This is a genomic window from Clostridium sp. K04 (assembly GCF_019734375.1).
Taxonomy (GTDB): Bacteria; Bacillota; Clostridia; order Clostridiales; family Clostridiaceae; genus Clostridium; species Clostridium saudiense.
Window position 1 is genome coordinate 47,413 of record NZ_JAASHD010000015.1, and the last position, 20,080, is coordinate 67,492.

The window sequence follows — 20,080 nt, forward strand, 5'->3', positions numbered from 1 at the left end:
CACTCTTTTTAATAATAAACTATTTTCGTAATTCCTTACTTACTTCTCCAATAATCTTAATTCCTTCTTTTATTTCATTAAGTGATAATCTAGAAAGTCCTAGCCTTAAAGTATTTTTACAACTATAATCAACTGAAAATATATCGCCCGGAGTAAATATAACTCCCTTTTTATAACACTCATCTAAAAGCTTTCTAGAATCTACTCCTTCTATTCCAATATAAATATGCAATCCGCCTTCACCCCATATAAATGTTGGATTAATGTATTTATTAATACATTCTACAGCAAGCTCATATTTTTCCTTATATACTTTTCTTACTTTTTTAATTTGCCTTTCAAATGATCCTGAACGTAAATATTCATATAATATACCTTGATCTAAAAATGATGTATGAATATTTTTACACCTTTTTACACTTTCTAATATATCAATAACATTTTTATCTGCAAGGATCCATCCTACTCTTATTCCTGGAAATAATATTTTTGAAAAACTCCCAATATAAATAACACCACTTCCCCCATTATCAAGAGCAGCAATTGGAGATACATGCGTACTATTATATAAAAGTTCTTCATTAAATCCATCCTCAATTATAGGAACATTATACTTTTTGAATAAATTATAAACAGAATATCTTTTTTCACCCTTCATTACAATTCCTGTTGGATTATGATATGAAGGAATTAAATATCCGAACTTTATATCATTATTTTTTAAGCTTTCTTCTAATTCATTAAGATCTATTCCATCTTCAGTCATAGGAACTCCTATAACATCTAATCCATGAACTTTCATAATTTTAATAGCTGTATTATGTGTTGGATTTTCGCAAATAATTTTATCACCTTTATTTGTATAAGCAGTTAGAAGCATTTCAAGCCCTTCTGTAAATCCATTAGTAATTATAATATCTTTGCTTGTTGTATCTACTCCCTTTGCCTCCATGTACTTTAAAAAATATTCAATAAGTGGCTTATACCCCTTTGCATATCCATAATTTAATATTTTATGCCCTTCTATTGAAATTCTATTTAGAAATGCTTTTTTAAACTCTTCCATATCAAATAATTCACCATCAGGTGAGATGCTTTTGAAAGATATTAAGTTTTTCTCCCAAGGTATTTCACTTTTTACAATATCTAATTTTTCTGCAAGTTTCCCATAATCATTAGCTCTCTGACTCCAAGCGACTTTCCATCCATCTTCATTTACTGATTTAACCTGCGAAACAAAGGTCCCCCTTCCTTTTACTGTATATAAAATACCTTCCTCTTCAAGATTTTCATATGCAGTTATTACAGAGTTTCTACTAACACCAAGTAATTTAGAAAGCTCCCTGGTAGCAGGGAGCTTTCCATTTGAAACAAGAAGATTACTAGTAATCATGTTCTTTATATAATTTTCTATTTGTACATATAACGGTTCTTCATCATTAAAATCAATTTTAGAAAATATCATTAACTTTCAACTCCTAAAATAGTGAATACTCTATTATCTTATCTAATAGGTCACTAAATTCTAATCCTCGCACCTTTGCACTTTTAGGAATAAGACTTTGAGTTGTCATTCCTGGAAGAGTATTTACTTCTAGTAAATAAGGTACTTCATCTCTTATTATCATATCAATTCGTGCATAACTATTGCAACCCAAAATATCCCAAACTTTCTTTGATATATTATTAATTTTCTCTTGTAGCTTTTCTTCTAGTAAAACTACTTCTTCTTTTGCTCCATTTTCCTCATATTTAGATTTATAATCAAAGAATTCACCATTTTGTGATTTTATCATAACCGTAGGAAAAACTTCTCCATTTAATACAAATGAAGTTATCTCTTCGCCATTTATATACTCTTCTATCATTACTTCATTATCATACTTTAATCCTTCTCTTACTGCTTCTTCTACTTCATTTTCATTTCTAATAAAGAAAGTAGCAACACTTGAACCACCTTTATTAGGTTTAATAAATACAGGATACTGTAATTCTTTTATTTTTTTATAATCTATTTCTTCAACAGATTTAACTATAATCCATTTTGCAGTATCAACATCAACAGTTTTTACTAGACTTTTAGTTAATCCTTTATTCATACATATAGCACTTGGCAACACCTTACATCCACTATATGGTATTCCCATAGTTTCAAGAGCACCTTGGATAGTTCCATCTTCTCCAAATTTTCCATGTAGAGCAATAAAAGCAAAATCAATTCCCTTTATTTTTTCTATAACCTCTTGCTTTGAATTTATTGTTATAGGAATTATTTTTTCATATTTATCTTTATTTAAATGTTTTATTACTTGTTCCCCTGATTTCAAACTTATTTCTCTTTCTGATGATACTCCACCCATTATTACCCCAATTTTCATCAATATCACTCCTAATTTTTAATCTTTACTTTATTTTATTAATTATATATAAAATAAAAAAGCACCACATTAACACTAAATTCATTAACCTGTGGTACTTTTTTATGATTATATTCAACTTTCAACTATGATAATTATGCTATTTTCATTTTCTGAATTTTCAAATCTGCTTTCTTCATATAATTAATAGCTATAAATACTGTTACCAATTCACTTGCTGGAACAGTTAACCATATTCCAATATCCCCCAAAATTATAGGTAGAATTATTATAAATATTAATATTAAAATTACTCCTCTTAATACGGATATAATAGCTGATGTCTTTGCATCCTCAAGTGCTGTAAAGTAAGCTGATGTCAAAATATTTAACCCATTAAAAACAAAAGCAACAGAATATAATTTAGTAGCTTCTGCAGTAATTCTAATTAATTCCGCATCACCTTTACTAAACATTTTAATAAGAGTTTCTCCTCCAAATATCATAAGTATAGTACTTGAAATTCCAATTATGATTATTGTTGATATTGCTATTTTTAAAATTTTATTTATTCGATCTTTATTATTTGCACCATAATTAAAACTAATTATAGGGCTAATCCCATTACATATTCCTGAAAATATAGCTATGACTAAAGAAGCTATATAGAGAATTATTGAAAAAGCAGATACACCCATTTCTCCAATTCTAATCATTAATACAATATTAAATATAAAAGTTGAAAAAGCAACTGCAAACTGTGTTATACCTTCTGATGATCCATTATAAAATATTCTTACTATTTTCTTAAAATCAAATTCAACTTTGCAAAATTTTAATATAGAGTCCTTTTTTAAATAGTGACTTAAAGCAAATAAAAATCCAATTGTAAATGCAATTCCTGATGCTATGCCTGCACCAACTAATCCTAAACCAAACTTCACTATAAATATATAATCTAATAGTATATTTAGTAGTGAACTAATAATATCTGCTATCATAGCATGATTTGGTTTTCCCATAACTCTAAGTCCACTACTTAAATAAGAACTCCCTACAAATGTAGTCAAAAATAAACATAATGCTCGTAAATATTGTACAACTAATGGCACCAAATCATCACTAGCCCCCAAAATTTTTGCTATAGTCGGTGCAAAAATAATGGTAAACACCGATAAAAATAATGTTATCACTGTTAGTGTGTAAAATGCTAAGCTAAAAGTCTTTCTTGCTTCTTTTTTATTTTCTTTACCAAGCTCAATACTAGTAATAGTCCCTCCCCCAATAGCAACCATTATCCCAATTGCCATTGCTACTCCGAAGAACGGCATTGCTATATTAACTGCTGACAATCCTTTAGAACCTACTACATTTCCAACAAATATGCCATCTACAACTATATATACTGAAAATACTATCATAGCAATAACCGATGGTATTGAATATTTTACAAATAGCTTCCCTATATTTTCTTTTCCTAATGATAAATCCATAGTACTCACTTCCTTTCCTAAAAAATAATAAACCTTAGAGTAACTCCAAGGTCAATATATTTTTATTTAATAGGAATCCATATTTCAATGTAATCAGTAGTTTTATCATTCTTATTTTCAAAAGTTATAAATCTTGCTACACTATCGCCTATAATTTCTATATTATTACCATCTATATATTTTTTAAGATACATTATACTTTCCTCTGTAATATCAATATTAATTTTAAATATACTATGAATACATTTATCATATTTGAAACATTTATAATCTATCAAGTTTCCTATATAGTCACTCTTATAAACTATTCCGCTAATAGCATAAACTATATTATTTTCAACTTTATTTATCTTAAAAAACTCCTTTTTTATTACAGATGAAAATGTAACTTCATTTAAGTATTCATAACTATTAAACTTATCCATTATCTTATAAGTCTTTAAATCCATTCCATCTGCTAGTTCTTCATAGAATATAATAGGTGAATTAACAATTTCTATTTTATTTAATAATTTTATAGTCTTCTCTATATCATATTTAAAGTTACTAACAGTTTTCTTTAACTTTTTTAGCTCTAAAATTTTATTATCTATATCATACTCTTTATCTTGAAGAACTTTTTTTAATTGTTCAAGAGTACAGTTATTAATAATATCTTTAATTTCTTTTATAGATATATTAATTTCTCTAAAAGCAATAACATAGCTTAATTTAATAATATCTTCTATTGTATAATAACGATAACCATTTTTCCCTATGATTGAAGGCTTTAAAATATTATCTTTATCATAATATCTTAATGTATCTCTTGAAACTCCTAAATATTCTGATACTTCCCCTATTAAAAATCTATTTTTCACTTCTTTATTTCTCCATCTTGTTTATTTATTATAACTCTTAAAATTTATACTAATATATTAATTTATTATTGTCTATTTTTAAAACATCTCTTCTCATATATAATTTAAATTCACCTTAACACATTCAAAAATCAAAATAAATTATAAATAGCAATTACCATCATAAAATTATTCTCTACTTTATTTATAATAAAAGTGTTTTTGGAAAAATATACTTAATATATATTGACTTACTTTTCTTTTTATTAGATAATAATAATTATTAGTTAATAATAAAATTATAGGAGGATATTTATGAGTAATATAATTAATGGGTCTTGGAATGATTTTAGAGAGTTGATTTTAGTTGATAAAGTTGAAGTTTGTCCTACAATAATTTCTTTTTATTTTAAAGCAAAAGATGGTGGTAAACTTGTTAAACCAAAAGCAGGACAATTTTTACCCTTTAAAATAAAAACAGATAATCCTAAATATAAAGATATAATGAGAACTTATAGTCTTTCAATGTTTCCTAATGATGATACCTATAGAATAAGTGTAAAGAAAATTGATGGTGGTTTAATCAGTACTTATTTACATGAGAATCTTAATATAGGTGATTCTATTGAAGCTATGATCCCAATGGGTGTATTTACTGTAAAAGATAAAAAGAATGATATTGTTTTAATTTCTGGTGGAATAGGTGTTACCCCTCTTTTAGCAATGCTATATGAAGAATCTTCAACTAGGAATAATATTCATTTTATTCAAGCCGTTCAAAACTCTAGTTTGCATCCATTTAAGAATGATATAGAATCTATTGCTAAAATTAAAGGTATTAAAAATACTGTATTTTATTCAAATCCTTTAGATAGTGACAAAGAAGGAATAGATTATAACTTTACTGGATATGTTAATAAGAATTATTTAAAAGATAATGTTAACTTAGATTCAGATTTCTATCTTTGCGGTCCTCCTGTATTCATGAAGGCTGTAGAAAGTACTTTGCTTGAACTGGGAGTAGATAGTTCTAAAATTAATTATGAGCTTTTTAGCAAATAATTATTAGAGTTATAGCCTCTAAAGGAGACTATAACTCTTTATTCATAATGTAGCTTTACTGCATTAATATTCTTTTCATAACATTTTTTACATAAGACAATTAACTCATCATTACTACTATTAACATTATTTTCATATACACCGAGGTTGGCTATGTTACCACATTCTTCACATTTATACTTGGCTTTTTCTAATGCATCTTGACGTTTTAAATTCCAATCTTCTTCATGTATATTATTAACTTCTTTATTATTATTTTTACTATTTCTATAAATAAATATATTGTTTCCTTCACTAAAGGCTTCTTTTATTTTACCTACAATAGATTTTCTAAAACTAAATAATTCACCCTTCTCTTTACCTCTTATTTTTTTATAATCCCTTACTATTCTTATACTTATAATTTTTATTAAGTAAATTCCTAATAATATATAAATTAAATTAAACATAAACATCACCATTTTTTATCTTTGACCATTTATAAAAATTTATTCATTTATCCTTTCACTTTATATTCAGTAAAATGAAGGATTAATTTAATTTTATTCATCATTTATTAAACTTTTTCACTATTTTTCTAAAAAAAATTCCCATTTTCCTTATAAAATCATATTGTATGATTTTATTTTATATGGTAAAATTTATTTAAAATGCAAGTTTTTTAAAAAAATAATTCATTTTTTCCAAAAAATAAGGGGGCTAATATGAAAAAAAAATTAGGTTTAACAACAAAAATTTTTATTGGACTGATACTTGGAGCAATTTGCGGTATAATTCTTTATGGTATAGTTCCACCTGGAATAATAAGAGATGATATACTAATTAATGGTGTTTTTAAAGTCATAGGAAAAGGATTCTTAAGAGCAATGCAGATGTTAGTTGTGCCACTGGTATTTTGCTCTTTAGTTTGTGGAAGTATGGCAATAGGAGATACTAAAAAATTAGGACGTGTCGGTGTAAAAACTATAGTTTTTTATCTTGTTACAACTGCTATTGCTATTAGTTTAGCTATAGGTGTAGGTAAATTAATTAATCCTGGAATAGGCCTTGATATGAGCAATATTGAAATTGCTGAAACTACAGTAAGTGAAGCAACTTCTGTATCAGATGTTCTTTTAGATATAATTCCAACAAATCCGATTTCGGCATTAGCAAATGGAAATATGTTGCAAATTATATTCTTTTCAATTCTAGTTGGAATCATACTTGCTATGCTTAATGAAAAGGCTAAAACTGTTGCAAATTTCTTTAGTGAATTTAACGAAATAATGATGAAAATGACTATGATAGTGATGAAAGCTGCTCCAGTTGGAGTATTTTGTTTAATAGCTACAACATTCTCTAACATTGGTTGGAGTGCCTTTGCTCCAATGCTAAAATATATATTTGCAGTAATGTTAGCATTAGTATTACAATGCTTAATAACTTATATGTCAATGTTAAAGGTGTTTACAAAATTAAATCCTTTAACATTCTTAAAAAAGTTTTTCCCTGTAATGAGTTTTGCTTTTTCTACATCATCTTCTAATGCAACTATACCTCTTAGCATCGAAACTCTTGATAATGAAATGGGGGTTTCTGAAAAGATATCATCTTTTACAGTTCCATTAGGTGCTACAATAAATATGGATGGTACTGCAATAATGCAAGGGGTCGCAGTTGTATTTATATCTCAAGCTTTTGGAATTGAACTTGGTTTAAATGCTTATCTTACAGTTATATTAACAGCAACACTAGCTTCTATAGGAACTGCAGGAGTACCAGGAGTTGGACTTATTACATTATCAATGGTTCTTAATTCAGTAGGACTTCCTGTAGAAGGTATAGGAATAATCATGGGAATTGATAGAATTCTTGATATGACAAGAACTGCTGTTAATGTTACAGGAGATGCTATTTGTACTACTATTGTTGCAAAACAAGAAGGTGAATTTAATGAAGAGACCTTCTATTCAGATGTAATTGAACTTAATAAAGCAATTTAATATAAAAATAATTACCCACTTGATATAAATTAAAGTGGGTAATTATTTTATAACTATTAATTTAAGTTTGGAAAGTTAAATATATTTTCAATTCCTCTTTTTTCTTTAGGGTTATCTCCATGAATTAACTTTTTCTCCTCTTCTTCACAAATTATAACTCCATCAATTAAACCTTCACTATTTTTATTGTTAATATCATTTTTATTATTCATAAAAATACACCTCTTATAATCTTATTATGTTATTATTATTCCTATATGCTTCTTATTTATAAATTAACAATAAAAAAACTTCTATATTTACTCTATATTAAATTAGAGTAATATATAGAAGCTTAAATTATCTACTAAAACTGTCTTACTATTTTCAATGCAAAAACTGTAGAAATTCTTCTTTTTAGCTTTTCATTCAAAGCTAACTCTATTATTCTATTATCATTCATTTCAAATGTAAAAATGTTTAACCCACTAACTTTAGAATTATAATAAGAAACTTTATTTTTATTATTGGTATTATTAGTACTTTCATAAACTTTTCTTACATCTTCCATTGAAATATTAGCAACTATTTTTCTTTTACTTTCATTATAAATTTTAGTTACAGTAATAGTTTTATTATACAACTCATACTCATATTCAACATAACTTAAATAACTTAAAATAAAAGCTCCTATAGCTAATAATAACATAACAATTGCAATAACTAATGATGATAATAAAAAGAATGCTGATAATACTACTAATATCATAGCTAATCCTTGTAATATCTTAACTCTTCCTTTTCCCTTATCACATTCAATTAATTGCTCAAAAATTTCATCCATATTTCTCCTCCCATTATCCCTAAGTAATATACCATAATTTAATTATATCAAATTTATCACTACATTAATACTTAATATAGATATAATATTAATAACTATTATAGTCCTTTATAATAATTAATTAATTCCTCTTTAGTATTAATTCCCATATTTTGTGGTATTGTTAATTCATTAATATCTTTTCCTTTAAGCTTACCATCTACTATATACTCTTTTTCCAAAAACTTTTGTCCCCATGTTGCTATCTTATCTATTTCAGGTGTATCAACATTTAATATCTCTGCAAATGATTTTAAAATACATAAACCAAATTTTATATCTTCAATAAAATATCTTGAAGATTTATCTGGAATATATCCCCCATCTATTTTAACCATAGGAGAATCAATTCCTATAAATCCAGGAGCTGTATTTATCTTTTCACTTAATTCTTCTGCAGTATTTATATTATATCTTGACTTTATTTTTTCAATATCCCTAGGATCAAAATCACCATTTTCGTTAAATGCATTAAAAATTGCTTCTAACTCCTCATCTAATTTTAATAACTCTGTAGATGCTAAAGTTCCCCACTCCTCATAAAAATATGGATTTCTTTCATAAATATGTTCTCCCTCAACATAATCATGGAATAATTCATATAATCTTGAAGGATGCATAGTAGGATTAGAAGGTGATAATGTTATTGCTAAATATGAATTTAACGGAATACATGGAATATCTATAAAATTACTCATATCTTTAGCAACCCTTTCAGAATATTCTCCTGGTATAACTCTAATTTTCATAAATGGATTTTTTTGCTTTAACAAAACACTTTCGCCATACTTTTCAAGTCTAATAATGGACGGTACTCTTTGAGTTCCAAAGAATATACATCCTTTATCTAAAAGCTTATCTATTAAATACTCTTTTCCACCAAAGCCTGGAATTGCACCAACAACTGCGCCTTTCTTTAAATAAGGAAGTATTGATTCTATTGTCTTTTCCATCATAAATGAAGGATATGTAATTAATATGTAGTCAGCATTACTAACAGCCTCCTCATAACTACTTGTTATACAATGTAAAGTTATATGATGTGTTATATTTTTTTCCTCTTCAATTAAAGCAATAGTATCATTAAATGCTTCTGGTTTAGAAGTATGCAACCAAACCTTATTTTCATGTTTCATTGAAATATATGCAGCTAAATATGTTCCTATATTTCCTGCACCTATAATACAAATATTCATTTTTATCCTCCTACTTTTATTTATCTTAAGTCTTTTATAATTATATATTATCATCTTTTACATTAATAACTTGTATATTTTCTGTAAACTTTTACTTGTTAATTATAATAAAATATAATAATATCCAATATTGGCGTTATATAATTTCACATACAATCATTTTATACTATCACATAATAATATTTTAATTAATTATAATTTATATTTATTATTTAAAATCACACAAGGTAGAAAAAACTCATATCTTGTAATATAACAATAAATATAGGTATATTATATGACTTTATCAACTATACATTTCATTTATATATTTTTTACAATTTTAATACTAATATCGATTTTCAGAAAAAAGGACATAACTATAGTTTGTGTCTTTGGTGTTTTATCAATAGCTCTATATAGCAGTAAATCTATACCACTATCTATAATTTCCGTGTTTAATGGATTCTTATATGCTATAACAGAATTATTGCCTATTATTTTAATAATATCTATCATTACTGCTTTTAGTAAATTATTATCTGTAACTGGCATAAACGAAGCCATAGTATCACCATTATCAAAACTAATAAAAAATAAATATATAGCTTATTGGGTTATTGGAATAACAATGATGATTATTTCTTGGTTTTTCTGGCCTTCTCCTGCTGTTGCATTAATCGGTGCAGTTTTAATTCCAGTTGCAAAAAAAGTTGGACTCCCAAAGCTATCTGCTGCAATGGCTATGAATCTATTTGGACATGGAATAGCATTATCAAGTGATATTATAATTCAAGGCGCCTCTAAATTAACTGCTAACGCTGCTAATATTAGTATTAGCTCTCTTAATTCAACTCTTATTCCCCTAGAAATAGTAATGGGAATTACCACCACTGTAATCGCTTTTTTTATAGTTTTGAGAGATATCAAAAAAAATACTGTTTCTCAAGGTTATTCTGAACAAACAACACAAGAATTTAGTAAATCGGCTTCAAATATAATCAAGCTATCCAAAAAGCAAAAAAACTTATACGCTTTATTAGTTTTTGCCGGATATCTTTTAGATATTATATTAATGATAGTATTTTCTTTAACTGGAGGCGATGCAACCGCTTTAGTCGGCGGTACTACCTTATTTTTGTTGATTATAATTTTTCTTGGAAACTATAAATTTAATAACATGAAAGAAATAACTCCATATATTGTAGATGGTTTTCAATTTGCTTTTAAGGTATTTGGTGCTGTTATCCCAGTAGCAACATTTTTCTATCTTGGTGGAAATGGCTTTGAATCAATTATAGGAGATATATTGCCTGCCAATTCTAATGGTATTATTAACGACCTTGGAATTGCACTTTCTAATGCAGTACCATTAAATAAAGCAATTGCAACAGCAACTGTTTCTAGTGTAGGTCTACTTACCGGTCTTGATGGATCTGGCTTTTCCGGTCTTTCATTAGTAGGTTCATCTGCAATGCTTTTCTCTCAATCAATGTCAATAAATATTTCTGCCTTAGCGTCAATAGGACAAATATGTACAATTTGGATTGGAGGAGGCACATTAATCCCATGGGCATTAATCCCAGTAGCTGCAATCTGTGATGTTTCCCCTTTTGATTTGGCTCGAAAAAATTTATTGCCTGTATCCATCGGACTAATTGTAACAATAATTTTTGCTATAATATTTTTTGTATAAAACTTAATACTTTATCACATGGTTGTATGATTTTTGTACAACCTTTTTCATTATATTAAACCATTTTTTTCTAATTATGTTTTATTATTAAATAACTTTTGTTAAAATTTACTTAACAATTATTGCAATTAATTATTTTATACTTTATAATAAGTTATAAATTACTGTTTTATATTTTTATTTCAAACTTTTTTAACAGTAGTTAATTCTATTTTATGTTTAGGGGGATATTATGAAACTAGAAGTGAAAAATATACGAAAAAGCTTTTCTGGAAATGAAGTACTTCACGGAATTTCTTTTTCTGTTGAAAGTGGTAAGGCATTAGGTCTATTAGGTAGAAATGGTGCTGGTAAAACAACAACTATCAGAATATTGATGGACGTATTTAAATGTGATTCTGGTGAAATATTAATTGATGGTAAACCTTTTATACCTAAAAATCATCAAATTGGATATTTACCAGAAGAAAGGGGGCTGTATCCTAAAAAGAAAGTTACAGAACAAATCATATACCTTGCTTCATTAAGAGGTATAAGTAAAAAAGAAGCTAAAGAAAATACTTTAAAATGGCTTAAAAGACTAGGTATTGAGGAATATGCAAATAGGAAGCTAGACACTTTATCAAAGGGTAATCAACAAAAAGTTCAATTAGCTCAAACTTTAGTTTGTAATCCTGAAATTATAGTTTTAGATGAACCTTTTAGTGGGCTTGATCCTGTAAATGCTCAAATTCTTAAAGATGTAGTAAATGAGTTAATTCAAAATAATAAAATTGTTATTTTTTCTAGCCATCAAATGAGCTATGTAGAAGAATTTTGTGAAGACATAGCTATAATTAATAAAGGTAATATTGCATTAAGCGGTAATTTAAAAGATATAAAAAAGGATTTTGGAAAAAATAGACTTATATTAAGTGCAAGTAACTATTCTCTAGAAGAACTAAAAAAAATATGTGAAGAACAACTTACTAATTTAGTTAGTATTTACGAAGTAAAAAAAGATTTTTTAGTATTAGAACTTTGTGAAAATACTACTAAAAATAACTTATTAAAACATATTTTAACTACTAATATTGATATTGAAAAATTTGCAATATATGAACCTACATTAACTGATATTTTTGTATTAAAGGCTGGTGATGAATAATGAAACAATTTTTAAATGTATTAAGCTTTGAATTAAGTAACTATTTTAAAAACAAGGGATATATGATTACTACAATTCTTTTTTCTATATTATTGATAATAGGATTATCTTTACCTTCATTTTTTAATATGTCTAAACTTATTCCTCAATTAGACCAAAACTCTACAGAAAGTATTGAGTCTGTAGAAGAAATCTCTGAAGAAGATAAAAAAAGCTTTGTAATAATAGATAATAATAATATTTTTGAAAATTTAGATATTCTTGAATCAGCTTTCTTAAACTCTAAATGGACAAAGGTTACTAGTTTAGATGAAGCCGAAGAATTAATTAAATTAGGAAATGTAGAAGCTGGTTTTTCAGTTGATAGCTTAACTAAATATTCATATTTAGTTAATAATTCAGGATTTACAGATACAAACCAAATGATTTTTGAAAATCTATTATCAAGCTTAGGCCAACAAGTTTATGCAAATGAACATAACTTAAATATAAATGATTTACAATCTGTCATACATCCCTCATTTGATTCTGATGTTACTATCCTTGGAAAAGACAGTGCTAATAACTTCTTTTATGTATACATCTTTATTTTTGCAATGTATATGATGATTTTATTATATGGACAACTTATTGCAGTTGCTGTAACATCTGAAAAAAGCAATAGAGCCATTGAAGTCTTAGTTACAAGTGCAAATAGCAATAGCCTTATTTTTGGTAAAGTAATAGCTGCAGCTTTAGCTAGTTTTATTCAAGTTGGAGTAATTCTTGCTTCTGGAATGATAACTTATTCCCTAAATAGTAAAGCATGGAACGGCCTTTTAGATGGCATATTTAAAATTCCATCAAATATATTATTAACTTTTATTATATTTGGTGGTTTAGGATACTTCTTCTATTCATTTATATTTGGAGCTTTAGGAGCATTAGTTTCTAAAACAGAAGATATAAGTTCTAGTATTGGACCTATAACAATGATTTTCGTTATTGTATTCTTTATAAGTATGTTTGGATTATCAAATAGTGATAGCTTACTTATCAAAATTGCATCATTTATTCCTTTTAGTTCTTCAATGACCATGCTAATAAGAGTTGCAATGGGAACTGTATCTAATTTTGAAATTGTAATTTCATTTATTATTTTACTAGCTTCAACTATCTTAACAGCTCTTGCATCTGCTAAGATTTATAGATTAGGTACTTTAATGTATGGTAATCCAATTAAGCTTAGAAATGCTTTAAAATGGTTTAAAAAAGAAAAAATTTCTTAAAATATAAGGAGCATGATTAATTTACATGCTCCTTAATAATAAAACTTACTAATTAAATAGACCCTTTATTTTATCAATTAATGACTTATCACTTTTATCTGATTTATTCTCTGTATTCTTAGTGCTTGAATCATCTGTTGTCTTATCAATATCTGAACTTTCAATAGCATCACTTCTCATTATAAATTTAACAGATCCTTTCATATCACTTGTTAATCCTGAATAAACACCATAATCCTTTGCCATTTGCACTAATTCATCCTTTGCTTGACTAAATCCATCGATACTATCTAAAGCTTCACTTCCTAAATCATTGATTTTGTCTAATCCCTCATTCTTTAGCTTATCAACACCTTCATATAATGATTGTGTTCCACTTTTTAATTGTTCTGTTCCATTTAAAATCTTTTCTGAGTTATTTTTTAATGTTCCTGTACCTTCTGCTAATGTCTTACCTCCAGTTGCTAAGGCACTTACCCCTTGACTTAATGTTTTTCCTCCACTAACTAACTCCTTTGTTCCATCATACAGTGCACCTAATGCTGAATCTATCTTCTTTGAATTTGTATTTAATTCATTAGCTCCATTTGATAATTGATTACTTCCTATTGCTAAATCACTTACTCCATCAGCTAACGTCTTACCTCCACTTGATAATTGATTTGTTCCATCATATATTGATCCTATTCCGGAATTTATCAACTTTGAATTGGTGCTTAATTCATTAGCTCCATCTAACAATGTATTACTTCCTTCACTTAAAGCTGTTGTACCATCTAATAAAACTCCTGTACCTGCCGCTAATTTTTGACTTCCATTAGATAAATCTCCCATGGCAGAATTTATAAGTTTAGAATTATCATTTAATGAATTAGCCCCATTTAACAATGTATTGCTTCCACTCTTTAAATTACCTACACCACTTTGCAAGCTTGATGTTCCTGCTAATAAAGACTTACTACCATCATATGCTGAGCTTATTCCATTACTTATAGCTTGTGCTGCTGCATTTAAAGAATCCCCATTTGATGATAATTGCGATAATCCAACTTTAACTTCTGCAGATCCACTAGCTAAATTTCTTAAACCATTTTCTAGCTCATTTGCTCCACTTGCTCCTGATTGAAGTGCAGAAGATAAATTTGTTAATCCTTCGGTTTGACCATCTGCAATTGCTTTAATTTTAGCGCTATATTCTCTAAGCTCTTTTGCTTGAGTAGGATCTATTTTTTCAATTGATGTAGCCATTGTATCAATCGACTCTGCAATTTGCTTTAAGCTACTTGTAGTATCTTGAAGCTTTCCAATTCCATCTCCAGCTCCTTGCAATCCATTATTTAATTCTGTCATACCACTTAATGCAGATGATATACCACTATCTATTGAATCATAATTTTCATTTAAACTACTTACGCCTCCTACATACTCATTAACTTTAGAAGTAAATTCTTCTTGTGAAGACTTTAAAGTTCCAAGTCCACTACTCAATTCTGTAGCACCTTCATTTAAACTTTTTGATCCCTCTTCTAAATTAGATACTCCTTCATCTAAATTTTTAGCTCCATCAGCTAAACTTGATACTCCCAAATCAAATTCTGTGTATTTTCCTTGTAATTCACTTACACCTGAATTTAATGCAACTGCTCCATTATTCAATGTTGGTACACTATCATTTAATGTATTAATCCCCTCATTTAAAGCACTTGCACCTGTTGCTAATGATGATATTCCATCATCAAATTGTGTATATTTATCCTTTAACTCACCTGCTCCACTATTTAATGTATTAACTCCACTTAATAATGTTGGTACACTACCACTTAAAGTATTAATTCCACTATTTAAAGTGCTTGCACCACTTGCTAATGATGATACTCCTTCATCAAATTTATCATAATTCTCTTTAATTTGACCTGCTCCACTATTTAATGAATTTACTCCACTTAGTAATGTTGGAACACTTCCATTTAAAGTATTTAATCCATTTCTAAGTTCAATAGCTCCACTATTTAATGTTCCTACTCCTGCATTAAATATAGAATAATTACTTGCTAATTCTGTTTGTCCATCTAATAATTCCTTAGATCCACTTAATAAATCTTCTCCACCTTTTTGTAGATCATTTAATGATGTCCTTAAATCATCCAAACTATCAATACCTTCAATTTCATCTATATCTTCACTTGATGTAGTAGCTAAAACCATTATCGCTGGTATCTCAAAATTATTAGTTTCACCTGTAATTTCAAATGAATCAGATAAATCAATACTACTGCTACCTAATAAGTCATCTAATACATCTCCCAAATCTAAAGATTCTTTTAATCCTGGTATTGTTACAAATGTTACTAAGGAATTATTCCCATCATTAATAACCTTACCAGAACTAACTTCCACATTACTAAAGTTACTATTAGATAAAGTAAGTTCTGCTGCAGTTAACAATGGTAAATAAATATTTCTCTTTTCATTATTTATAAATACTGTCTTACTTTGATTATTAGTTATATTAACAGAAATCTTAAACTTACCACTTTCCCCCAAAACCTCATTTGGATCAACCTTCTTACCATTAAACTCATAATTAACTGATATTGTTATTGGTAATTGATTATTACTTTTACCCTGATAATAAAGTTCATTAGAATCAATATTCCAACTTAATTCATCTCCATTTTTAGTTGGTTCTTCATCACCTTTTACATTCTTAACATCACTTAATGTAGACTTATCTGTAAATTGCCCTAAATTTTCACTTCCTTTAATCCAATCACTAACAATTTGCTCTGTCGGATTTCCATTTTCATCTAATATAACATAAACAGTTTCATCCTTTTTTATATCTTGAGCGAAAACTACTGAATTTGATGTAACTGTTATTAATGCAACTAAACATGCTAATTTTTTTGATAACCCTTTTCTCATATCTCTTTTCCCCCTTCAACACACTCTACAAAAGACTTACTTGTCTTAACTATTAATTTTTCACAAAGCAATAATATTCCTGGCAATATAAATAGAATTACAACCATACTTATAATTGCGCCCCTAGCCATTAATGTACATAATGAGCTTATCATTTCCATATCTGATATAATTCCAACCCCTGCTGTTGCCCCAAAGAAAGTTAAAGCACTAGTTACAATTGATCTTGATGAACTTTGAAGTGCTATTGTCATTGCTTTTTTCTTATCCGAATTTAATGCTAACTCTTCTTTAAATCTAGAAGTTAATAATATCGCATAATCTACAGTTGCTCCTAATTGAATAGTTCCTATGACTATTGATGATATAAATGGAATGCTTGTACCCATATAGAACGGAATACCCAAATTTATAAAAATAGCTAATTCAATTGCTAAAACTAATAATATAGGTATTATTGCTGATTTAAACACAAATAGTATTATTACAAATATAGCTAAAATTGATGCTACACTAACCCGATTAAAATCACTATCTGCTATTGTAATCAAATCTTCTGTTAATGGCGCCTCACCACCAACTAATCCATCTTTATCATACTTTTTAACAATATTGTTTATTTCCTTTAATTGAACTTCTACCTCATCAGATGCTGCCTTATACTCTGAATTAAGCATTATTTCTTCATATCCACCATTTTTTATTTTCTCTAACAAATCACTTGGTATGAAACTTTGAGGAATTCTAGGCCCTAGTAAATCTTCTAAACCTACTACTGAAGTAACCCCATCAACACCTTTTAACTCATCAATCATTGCATCAACCTTATATGCTTCTAAATCATCTCTTACTAAAATTATGTTAGTAGACATCATGTTATATTCTGACTTTAATTTATTATTAGCTACAATAGAAGGTAAATCCTTTGGAAGTGATTCATCTAGGTTATAATAAACCTCCGTATTATTATTTCCTATAATAGCTGGTATCAAGATAATTGCACCAATAATTACAAGAATCTTGTGATGCTTTATCACAAAGGCAGAACTTTTTTCAAACTTAGGTAATAAAGTCTTGTGTTTATATTTGTGAATAAGCTTATCAAATGTTAATATCATTGCTGGCAATACTGTTATAGTGCATATAACACCAAATACAACACCTTTAGCCATTACAAATCCTATGTCTTTTCCAAAACCTAATTCCATAATGCATAACGCTAGGAATCCAGCGACTGTTGTTAAAGAACTACCTGCAATAGATGCTATAGTTTTTTCTATTGCTACCGCCATAGCTTCAGTCTTATCTGGCTGACTTTTACATTCTTCATCATATCTATTTAGTAAGAAAATTGAATAATCCATCGTTACAGCTAATTGTAATACTGCTGACAATGCCTTTGTTATATAAGAAATTTCACCAAATATAATATTTGATCCTATATTATAAGCTACTGCAATTCCTATACTTAACATAAAAATAATAGGAATTATAAAAGATTCCATAGTTAAGCTTAAAATTATTATTGATAAAATTACTGCTATTAAAATATAAATTGGTGTTTCCTTATCTGCTAAATCCTTTGTATCTTTTATTACTCCCCCTATTCCACTTAAAAAGGCTTGTTTGCCTGTTATACTTCTTATTTCCTTTATTGCTTTTTCAGTACTTTCACTTGCATCAGTGTCTTTTAACTTAACAATCATCAATGTTGAGTCATCTGAAAAAAGCATATCTCTTACTAAAGAAGGTAATATTTCCTTAGGAACAGAAATATCAAGTGCATCATCTATCCAAATTACATCTGATACTCCATCCACATTGGATACTTTTTCTTTAAGCTTAGCTACATCTTTATTTTCCATACCTTCAACTATTAACATAGCTAAAGATCCACAATCAAATTCATCCTTCATAATTTTTTGAGCTTCTCTAGTTTCTAGGTCATCAGGTAAATAACTTAAAATATCATAATTAACTTTTGTATTAAAATAACCTATTGCAGAAGGAATTAATAAAATTATTGCAACTATTAAAATTAAAATTCTGCTTTTGGCTATTGCTCGTGAAATTTTTTTCATAATGTTCCCCCCTCATCATTCTCTGATTTAAACTTTATACCCTATAAACTATTTTTTCAATTTTAGTTTTATTACTCTTTTTCTTAATTTAAAATGATTTATTCCATTTATGATGTTTCACAATAATATTCCTTTAATTTCCTTTCTTTTGCTCGCATTTCAACCTTCATCTTTTGTCACTCGTTTATTTGTCTCATTTCTCATCTTTTAATAAAATTCTGTTAATCAAAAGTTTACATCTTGTTAAACTTTTAAGACAAAAAAACTAATACTAATATTAGTAATTCATTTATGAACCACTAACATTAGTATTAGTTTTAATACATCTATATTCCTATATCTTTATTTTTTTCACTGCATCTCTTGTTACTAAAAGCTTTTCTTCCACATCTTTTATATTACTTCGTGCTATCCCTAAGAATAGCATATCTATGATGGCCAATTGTGAAATTCTTGAAGTCATAGCACCTTCTCTTAATGATTTTTCAACAAAAGGTACATGCAATGTTACATCAGAATATTCTTCTAAGCTATTATTTATACTTGCTTTTGTAATTACAATTAAAGGTATATTATTTTTCTTTGCATTTTCAGCACATAATATTACTTCTTTTGTATCTCCTGAATATGAAATAGCAACTGCAACATCTCCTTCTTCCATCAAAGCTGAAGAAGTAATTTGAAGGTGTGTATCAGAATGAGCAATACACCTTTTATTTATTCTGCTCATCTTATAATATAAATCTAATCCAACTAAATTTGACACCCCTACACTGAAAACATAAATATTTTTAGCTTTACTTAATAAATCAATAGCGTTATCTAATTCACATTCACTTATTAAATTTACAGTTTCATCTATTATTGTATGAATTGATTGCTTAACTCCACTAATAATACTTTTAGTACTTAAATCTCTATCTAAATACTCAAACTCCTCTTTATTTTTACTATTAGATAAACTAATAGATAGTTTTATCTTCATTTCATTTAAACTACTAAAACCTAATTTTTTAGAAAATCTTACTACTGTTGGTGCTGAAGTATTAGTTGCATCCCCTATTTCCTTTGCAGACATCTCAATAATATCATTATTATCATTAAGAAGATAATCAGCTATACGCTTTTCTCTTTCTGTAAAGCTTTCATAGTTTTGTCTTATATACTGCAATAAATTCATATTCTCACGT

Annotated in this window: 16 protein-coding genes; 5 read left to right on the top strand and 11 right to left on the bottom strand. The window is 27.5% G+C overall.

Annotated elements, in window-relative coordinates; all coding sequences use genetic code 11:
• Positions 1 to 19: 19 nt before the first annotated feature.
• The 4 genes from HCG70_RS08060 to HCG70_RS08075 form a co-directional block, all read right to left on the bottom strand.
• Complete coding sequence (locus tag HCG70_RS08060; RefSeq protein WP_154820538.1) at positions 20 to 1,465, bottom strand: PLP-dependent aminotransferase family protein; 1,446 nt, start codon at positions 1,463 to 1,465, stop codon at positions 20 to 22.
• Between the two features lie 13 nt (positions 1,466 to 1,478).
• Positions 1,479 to 2,378: a D-alanine--D-alanine ligase gene (locus HCG70_RS08065; RefSeq protein WP_055292130.1), complete on the bottom strand. Its 900-nt coding sequence runs from the start codon at positions 2,376 to 2,378 to the stop codon at positions 1,479 to 1,481.
• Between the two features lie 134 nt (positions 2,379 to 2,512).
• Complete coding sequence (locus HCG70_RS08070) at positions 2,513 to 3,850, bottom strand: MATE family efflux transporter (RefSeq protein ID WP_221697675.1); 1,338 nt, start codon at positions 3,848 to 3,850, stop codon at positions 2,513 to 2,515.
• Positions 3,851 to 3,912: 62 nt separating this feature from the next.
• Positions 3,913 to 4,710 carry a MerR family transcriptional regulator gene (locus HCG70_RS08075; RefSeq protein ID WP_221697676.1) on the bottom strand — a complete coding sequence of 266 codons (798 nt, stop codon included), beginning with the start codon at positions 4,708 to 4,710 and terminating at the stop codon, positions 3,913 to 3,915.
• Between the two features lie 294 nt (positions 4,711 to 5,004).
• Between HCG70_RS08075 and HCG70_RS08080 the strand changes: the two genes are divergently transcribed.
• The gene (locus tag HCG70_RS08080) at positions 5,005 to 5,751 is read left to right on the top strand and encodes an FAD-binding oxidoreductase (RefSeq protein ID WP_042394931.1); all 747 of its coding nucleotides are present in this window, start codon (positions 5,005 to 5,007) and stop codon (positions 5,749 to 5,751) included.
• A 38-nt stretch (positions 5,752 to 5,789) separates the two neighbouring features.
• Here the strand turns inward: HCG70_RS08080 and HCG70_RS08085 are convergent, their stop codons facing one another.
• Complete coding sequence (locus HCG70_RS08085) at positions 5,790 to 6,200, bottom strand: hypothetical protein (protein WP_055277119.1); 411 nt, start codon at positions 6,198 to 6,200, stop codon at positions 5,790 to 5,792.
• Between the two features lie 255 nt (positions 6,201 to 6,455).
• On the opposite strand from HCG70_RS08085, the gene HCG70_RS08090 reads away from it, so the two are divergent.
• The gene (locus tag HCG70_RS08090; protein ID WP_042394935.1) at positions 6,456 to 7,736 is read left to right on the top strand and encodes a dicarboxylate/amino acid:cation symporter; all 1,281 of its coding nucleotides are present in this window, start codon (positions 6,456 to 6,458) and stop codon (positions 7,734 to 7,736) included.
• A 56-nt stretch (positions 7,737 to 7,792) separates the two neighbouring features.
• Here the strand turns inward: HCG70_RS08090 and HCG70_RS08095 are convergent, their stop codons facing one another.
• From HCG70_RS08095 to HCG70_RS08105, 3 genes are all read right to left on the bottom strand, one after another.
• On the bottom strand, positions 7,793 to 7,948 hold the full coding sequence (locus HCG70_RS08095; RefSeq protein WP_156327858.1) for a hypothetical protein: 156 nt from the start codon (positions 7,946 to 7,948) through the stop codon (positions 7,793 to 7,795).
• A 134-nt stretch (positions 7,949 to 8,082) separates the two neighbouring features.
• On the bottom strand, positions 8,083 to 8,559 hold the full coding sequence (locus HCG70_RS08100) for a hypothetical protein (RefSeq protein ID WP_042394938.1): 477 nt from the start codon (positions 8,557 to 8,559) through the stop codon (positions 8,083 to 8,085).
• Positions 8,560 to 8,657: 98 nt separating this feature from the next.
• Positions 8,658 to 9,794, bottom strand: coding sequence for an NAD/NADP octopine/nopaline dehydrogenase family protein (locus HCG70_RS08105; protein WP_221697677.1), 1,137 nt, complete (start codon positions 9,792 to 9,794; stop codon positions 8,658 to 8,660).
• 277 nt (positions 9,795 to 10,071) lie between these two features.
• Here HCG70_RS08105 and HCG70_RS08110 point away from each other — a divergent pair, with 277 nt between their 5' ends.
• The 3 genes from HCG70_RS08110 to HCG70_RS08120 all read left to right on the top strand — a co-directional run bounded on the left by HCG70_RS08110 (position 10,072) and on the right by HCG70_RS08120 (position 13,884).
• Positions 10,072 to 11,469, top strand: coding sequence for a TRAP transporter large permease subunit (locus HCG70_RS08110; protein ID WP_042394943.1), 1,398 nt, complete (start codon positions 10,072 to 10,074; stop codon positions 11,467 to 11,469).
• 232 nt (positions 11,470 to 11,701) lie between these two features.
• A complete protein-coding gene (locus HCG70_RS08115) occupies positions 11,702 to 12,616 on the top strand; it encodes an ABC transporter ATP-binding protein (RefSeq protein WP_055277114.1) in 915 nt (304 codons plus the stop codon).
• Positions 12,616 to 13,884 (top strand): ABC transporter permease, encoded by a 1,269-nt coding sequence (locus HCG70_RS08120; protein ID WP_221697678.1) that lies wholly within the window; start codon positions 12,616 to 12,618, stop codon positions 13,882 to 13,884. The genes HCG70_RS08115 and HCG70_RS08120 overlap by 1 nt, the downstream gene beginning before the upstream one ends.
• Before the next feature lie 48 nt (positions 13,885 to 13,932).
• Here the strand turns inward: HCG70_RS08120 and HCG70_RS08125 are convergent, their stop codons facing one another.
• The 3 genes from HCG70_RS08125 to HCG70_RS08135 form a co-directional block, all read right to left on the bottom strand.
• Positions 13,933 to 16,809 (bottom strand): hypothetical protein, encoded by a 2,877-nt coding sequence (locus HCG70_RS08125; RefSeq protein WP_195959225.1) that lies wholly within the window; start codon positions 16,807 to 16,809, stop codon positions 13,933 to 13,935.
• The gene (locus HCG70_RS08130; RefSeq protein WP_055292215.1) at positions 16,806 to 18,890 is read right to left on the bottom strand and encodes an RND family transporter; all 2,085 of its coding nucleotides are present in this window, start codon (positions 18,888 to 18,890) and stop codon (positions 16,806 to 16,808) included. Before HCG70_RS08130 ends, HCG70_RS08125 begins: the two co-directional genes overlap by 4 nt.
• A gap of 334 nt (positions 18,891 to 19,224) precedes the next feature.
• The gene (locus HCG70_RS08135) at positions 19,225 to 20,070 is read right to left on the bottom strand and encodes a MurR/RpiR family transcriptional regulator (RefSeq protein WP_042394954.1); all 846 of its coding nucleotides are present in this window, start codon (positions 20,068 to 20,070) and stop codon (positions 19,225 to 19,227) included.
• Positions 20,071 to 20,080: the final 10 nt, after the last annotated feature.

Excerpts from the sequence above, each read along its gene's own strand:
- HCG70_RS08115 (WP_055277114.1), top strand. The coding sequence starts at position 11,702 with ATGAAACTAGAAGTGAAAAATATACGAAAAAGCTTTTCTGGAAATGAA.
- HCG70_RS08090 (WP_042394935.1), top strand. The coding sequence starts at position 6,456 with ATGAAAAAAAAATTAGGTTTAACAACAAAAATTTTTATTGGACTGATA.
- HCG70_RS08130 (WP_055292215.1), bottom strand. The coding sequence starts at position 18,890 with ATGAAAAAAATTTCACGAGCAATAGCCAAAAGCAGAATTTTAATTTTA.
- HCG70_RS08095 (WP_156327858.1), bottom strand. The coding sequence starts at position 7,948 with ATGAATAATAAAAATGATATTAACAATAAAAATAGTGAAGGTTTAATT.
- HCG70_RS08125 (WP_195959225.1), bottom strand. The coding sequence starts at position 16,809 with ATGAGAAAAGGGTTATCAAAAAAATTAGCATGTTTAGTTGCATTAATA.
- HCG70_RS08105 (WP_221697677.1), bottom strand. The coding sequence starts at position 9,794 with ATGAATATTTGTATTATAGGTGCAGGAAATATAGGAACATATTTAGCT.
- HCG70_RS08080 (WP_042394931.1), top strand. The coding sequence starts at position 5,005 with ATGAGTAATATAATTAATGGGTCTTGGAATGATTTTAGAGAGTTGATT.
- HCG70_RS08120 (WP_221697678.1), top strand. The coding sequence starts at position 12,616 with ATGAAACAATTTTTAAATGTATTAAGCTTTGAATTAAGTAACTATTTT.
- HCG70_RS08110 (WP_042394943.1), top strand. The coding sequence starts at position 10,072 with ATGACTTTATCAACTATACATTTCATTTATATATTTTTTACAATTTTA.
- HCG70_RS08070 (WP_221697675.1), bottom strand. The coding sequence starts at position 3,850 with ATGGATTTATCATTAGGAAAAGAAAATATAGGGAAGCTATTTGTAAAA.
- HCG70_RS08065 (WP_055292130.1), bottom strand. The coding sequence starts at position 2,378 with ATGAAAATTGGGGTAATAATGGGTGGAGTATCATCAGAAAGAGAAATA.
- HCG70_RS08135 (WP_042394954.1), bottom strand. The coding sequence starts at position 20,070 with ATGAATTTATTGCAGTATATAAGACAAAACTATGAAAGCTTTACAGAA.
- HCG70_RS08060 (WP_154820538.1), bottom strand. The coding sequence starts at position 1,465 with ATGATATTTTCTAAAATTGATTTTAATGATGAAGAACCGTTATATGTA.
- HCG70_RS08100 (WP_042394938.1), bottom strand. The coding sequence starts at position 8,559 with ATGGATGAAATTTTTGAGCAATTAATTGAATGTGATAAGGGAAAAGGA.
- HCG70_RS08085 (WP_055277119.1), bottom strand. The coding sequence starts at position 6,200 with ATGTTTAATTTAATTTATATATTATTAGGAATTTACTTAATAAAAATT.